Here is a 5,461-nt window from a genome sequence, read left to right on the forward strand (position 1 = left end):
GTGGTGCCTGAGATATCGTTAGTAAAGTTATAGCTGTCATTTATCCGGACCCTGTTGTTATCCGAAAACTCATGGCTCACTGCCGTCGTCAGATACGGTCTGACAACAGTTCCGGCAACATCAAGATTCATCCCGAGGTTCACACCCACTTCACCCTGAAGTGATTTGGTTGTCCCTGCTTTCGCCTTCATACCATTATCCAGACTGATATCCTTTGATTCTGCCCGGAATGCCGTACTACGGAGATAAGGCTGAATCCAGGTGTTTTCATTCAGACTGAAGGTTCTGCCTGCTTCCAGGCTGCCACCAAAGCCATTCTGATGATAATCGCCTTTCACTGCCGTACCGTCACTCATCCAGGTGCGCAGTTCGTTCCTGAAACGGTTAACTTTGATAACGCCATCCACATAGTAACCATCATTGTTAAACCAGGTTGCATACAGACCACCGCCGGTACTTCCGACAGTACTGCTGCCACCACGATTATGGCTGATGCTGTTATCGGTATAGGATACAAAAGCCCCCACAGCCAGCCTGCTGTCATTCAGTTCAAATACGGTGTCGCCGCCGGTTTCCATTCCGCTCTGGGTCAGTGAATAACCTGAGCCGGCACCACCGCTGATACGGGTATCTGACCCGGTGTACCGTCCCCAGACACCACCCGGCGAACGGGTATTCTGCATGACATCGCCGTGACGAAAACGCAGACTCTGAAGCTCGCTGTTGAACACATGGACCGGTGCCGTTGCCATATTCAGCACAGCATCAGCCGATTTTGTTGTATGGCGTACCGGAGGTACCGGATTATCTGTTCCTGGATTATCTGTTCCTGGATTATCTGTTCCCGGGTTATCTGTTCCCGGGTTATCTGTTCCTGGCTGACTACTGTCAGCTTTCAGGTACCAGTCAGTATTTTCCTTGTTCAGATAGTATTCCCAGGTACCGGCATCCACTTTCCCGCCGTTCAGGCTGAACGCAGCATCGCCACTGCCGGTATGAACGACCTGAAGTGGTGTGCCTGCGGAAACAGGTTCAAGACCGGTATTTCTGATGTCCAGCACAAAGCTGCCACTGGCATTCCCCGTCACATTCAGCATGTCTCCGGTATGAGATGCAATATCCGTGTTCATCCGGAATGTCCCGTTACCTGAAAGACTTTCAGACACCAGTGAAACCGGCCGGAAAGCCTGCGTCAGGCGCGTGGTGGCTGACGGACGGAAATCGACAGTCCCGTTATCCAGCGTTAATGCACCGACAGTGGAGTCACCACCGAGATGCCAGACAGAGGCGCCTTTAACCGTCATGTCACCTGCACCAGTGTTGCCTCCTGTAACGCTCCCCGTCAGGATGCTTCCGTTATCCAACGTCAGGGTGGTGCCTGACTGTGTCGTCACATTAGCGTTCGCCTGAAGGGTAACCATCGTCATTGCAGCGCCACTCTGAAGAGCAATCCCGCCATCCTGAGACAACAGTCCGCTGAAGCGGGTATTTCCGCCTTCCTGGGTCAGGGTACCGCTCCCCGTCAGGGTACCCGCAAAGGTCGCCGCACTGTTGTTGAGGAAATACAGGTTTCCTTCATTTGTGACATTTGTGAACGTACCACCGGCGAGCGTCCCTTTATCTGTCAGGGTGGTGGTACCACGAAGTACACCGCCGCTCCGGACATCCAGCATACCGCCACTGCCAACAGTTGTGTCGCTGGCGTCATGACCACTATTAACTCTCAGGTATCCACCATTCTCCAGCAGCATATTGACGGCACTGCCACCGGCAATGCTGAAGCTGCCGTTAATGTTGGTACCACTCAGAGTGGCAGAGGTGTCCGTAGAAATAGCCCCGCCGCTGTTCTGAGTAATGTCAACTGCACTGCCACCGTTGACAGACAGGAAACCACCACTGTTAATAGTGGTGTTCGTTGTACTGCCGCCCCCGTAGACGGACAGGCCACCACCACTGTTAATGGTGGTGTTCGTTGCACTACCTTCGACATTCATTCTGCCGCTATTGTTAATAATGGTGTTCGTGGCCTGATGACCACTATTAACACTCAGGTATCCACCATTCTCCAGCAGCATATTGACGGCACTGCCACCGGCAATACTGAAGCTGCCGTTAGTGTTGGTGCCACTCAGGGTGGCAGAGGTGTCTGCAGAAATAGTTCCGCCGCTGTTCTGGGTAATGTCTACTGCACTGGCGCCCCCGGAGACAGATAGCCCACCGCCACTGTTAATAGTGGTGTTCGTTGTTCTGCCGCCCCCGTAGACGGACAGGCCACCACCACTGTTAATGGTGGTGTTCGTTGCACTACCGCCGAATTCGACAGCCATACCACCGCTATTGTTAATAATGGTGTTCGTAGCCTGATGACCACTATTAACACTCAGGTATCCACCATTCTCCAGCAGCATATTGACGGCACTGCCACCGGCAATGCTGAAGCTGCCGTTAATGTTGGTACCACTCAGAGTGGCAGAGGTGTTTGCAGAAATAGCCCCGCCGCTGTTCTGGGTAATGTCAACTGCACTGGCGCCGTTGTAGACATCCAGTCTTCCCCCGCTGTTAATGGTGGTGCTCGTTGTACTGCCGCCATCGAAGATATTCTGCTTACCACCACTGTTAATGGTGGTGCTTGTGGCACTACCGCCCCTGACCTCCATCCAGCCGTTGTTAATAATGGTGTTCGTGGCCAGGTGACCACTATAAACTCTCAGAGAACCACCGTTCTCCAGCAGCATATTACTGGCACTGCCACCGGCAATACTGAAGCTGCCGTTAGAGTTGGTGCCACTCAGGGTGGTAGAAGTGTCTGCAGAAATAGCTCCGCCGCTGTTCTGGGTAATGTCTACTGCACTGGCGCCCCCGGAGACGGACAGGAAACCACCACTGTTAATGGTGGTGTTCGTTGCACTACCGCCGAATTCGACAGCCATACCACCGCTATTGTTAATAATAGTGTTCGTGGCCTGATGACCACTATTAACACTCAGGTATCCACCATTCTCCAGCAGCATATTGACGGCACTGCCACCGGCAATGCTGAAGCTGCCGTTAATGTTGGTGCCACTCAGGGTGGCAGAGGTGTCTGCAGAAATAGACCCGCCGCTGTTCTGAGTAATGTCAACTGCACTGGCGCCCCCGTCGACAGACAGCCCACCGCCACTGTTAATAGTGGTGTTCGTTGTACTGCCGCCACCGTAGACGGACAGGCCACCACCACTGTTAATGGTGGTGTTCGTTGCACTACCGTCGGGGCCGACAGCCATGCTGCCGCTATTGTTAATAATGGTGTTCGTGGCCTGATGACCACTATTAACTCTCAGGTATCCGCCATTCTCCAGCAGCATATTGACGGCACTGCCACCGGCAATGCTGAAGCTGCCGTTAGTGTTGGTGCCACTCAGGGTGGCAGAAGTGTCTGCAGAAATAGACCCGCCGCTGTTCTGAGTAATGTCAACAGCACTGGCGCCCCCGTAGACAGATAGCCCACCGCCACTGTTAATGGTGGTGCTTGTGGCCTGATGACCACTATTAACACTCAGGTATCCACCATTCTCCAGCAGCATATTGACGGCACTGCCACCGGCAATACTGAAGCTGCCGTTAGTGTTGGTGCCACTCAGGGTGGTAGAAGTGTCTGCAGAAATAGCTCCGCCGCTGTTCTGGGTAATGTCTACTGCACTGGCGCCCCCGGAGACGGACAGGAAACCACCACTGTTAATGGTGGTGCTCGTGGCACTACCGCCGACTTCGACAGCCATACTGCCTCTATTGTTAATAATAGTGTTTGTGGCACTAACGCCGTCCCTGACACTCATGCTGCCGTTATTGTTAATAATGGTGTTCGTAGCAGTGGCTCCGTCGTCAAGCCATTGCCTGCCGCCATCGTTAATGGTGGTATCCGTGACACGGCCACCAACGACATGCTGAGTGCCTCCATTATTAATGGTTGTATTTGTGGCACTACCGCCATAAACACTTTGGGAACCACCGTTTATAGTGGTATTTGTGGCGCTGCCTCCACTGGAGACAGACTGGGCTCCATCATAGTTAATGGTGGTATCTGTCGCCGTATCACCGGCATTCAGTGACATAGATGAAGGGCGTTCCTTCGTTCCCCAGTGTTTCATTGTTATAATCCTGCGCCAGAGCAGGAGCAGATGGCAGAAGCAGGCCAGCAATCAGCCCCGCCAGTGCGGTACGCTTGATTTGCCGGGGGCGACGACCGCCTTTACGGGTCAGTTCTGAGGTAACGACCCACATCTCGGTGGATTCATTCCAGACAGTGTTATAAACCTTGTTCATTGTTCGTTCCTTTTGTAAGACAGGTTTTATCTCCCTGCTTCATCAGGGAGGCATGGAGTCTGCTGATAACACCATTAACCTGTGTGCCTGTTATCAGGCGGGTGCATTCAAATTGCCGGTCCGTGTTTTTATGTCTCGGACACCACAGAAAATCCTTGTGGTCAAAATTCAGTGATGTATCGTCCCAGCATCCGTTACAACCATGGGAGTTGAACACCCGCCACGGGGTATAAAACTCACTGTCGGGCAGGCTGAAGCCACTTATCAGCACCACCGGAATACCGGTTGCCCATGCCAGCCATGACAGCCCACTGGCCAGGCCAATGAAGAAACTGGCATGACGCAGCAGATTTACCCGCTCCTGTAGCGAAAACCTGCCGGTAAAGTCTTCCGCTCCCCAGGGAATGTGATTCCAGACAAATCCCTGACCGTAATGAGCCTCCCGGTCAATACACAGCACCCGGTAGCCCAGCGATTTCAGGTGAGCAACGACCTCACTCCAGCCGGTGCCGTTATTCCAGTATTTTGCCTGGCAGGTGGATTGTGTGGCGATGCACACATAAGGCTCCCGGACAGTCCGGGGGGCGGACAGGTCAAGCCGGACCGGTGCTTCCCGTGGGTCAACGCCCAGAATGTAACCGGCTGAACGATGAAAACCGACCTGACGAAAATCCACCGGCTGGTTATTTGTGTCACCACCAAAATAGAGCCCCACCCGGTATGTTGCATAAGGTTCAGTTGTGCGTGGTTTCTCCGGCGTGGAGAAACATATCTGCGGATATTGTGGTGCCAGCAGGTCAATGATGTCCTGCGCCATTGTGCACTCCAGCCGGCACTGATGCAGGGACTGAAAACGTTCGGCATAAGGGAACCAGCCCAGCAGGTCACCCAGAGTACCGGTGGGGAATGAAATCAGAACATCACGGTCCGTCAGGTTCAGCGTTTCATCCAGCAGGGGGGTCTCTTCGCCCTGACGGAATACCTGAATACGGAAGCGCACAAAATATTTCTTACTGCTGGTCACCCAGCCATTATTGATGTCACAGCAGAAAAGAATGTTTCCGGAATCTGCATCCAGCAGGCGTACATGCCATTTACCTTCAGGAAGGAGCACCCGAGCTCCATCATTAAAGTCATACAGGATGTTGTCGGGGCCGTG

Annotated in this window: 3 protein-coding genes; all 3 read right to left on the reverse strand. The window is 53.3% G+C overall.

Annotated features, from left to right (window positions below; translation table 11 throughout):
* The coding region (locus tag FEK47_RS23415; RefSeq protein ID WP_240730985.1) for an AIDA repeat-containing protein at positions 1–4,091 on the reverse strand (4,091 nt) is incomplete at its 3' end.
* Positions 4,072–4,302: an ESPR domain-containing protein gene (locus FEK47_RS25560; RefSeq protein WP_138183399.1), complete on the reverse strand. Its 231-nt coding sequence runs from the start codon at positions 4,300–4,302 to the stop codon at positions 4,072–4,074. The genes FEK47_RS23415 and FEK47_RS25560, both read right to left, overlap by 20 nt.
* Positions 4,286–5,461 (reverse strand): autotransporter strand-loop-strand O-heptosyltransferase (locus FEK47_RS23425; RefSeq protein ID WP_138183400.1); only part of this gene is annotated, 1,176 nt, incomplete at its 5' end. The genes FEK47_RS25560 and FEK47_RS23425, both read right to left, overlap by 17 nt.

It is taken from the genome of Escherichia sp. E3659 (assembly GCF_005781135.1).
Taxonomy (GTDB): domain Bacteria; phylum Pseudomonadota; class Gammaproteobacteria; order Enterobacterales; family Enterobacteriaceae; genus Escherichia.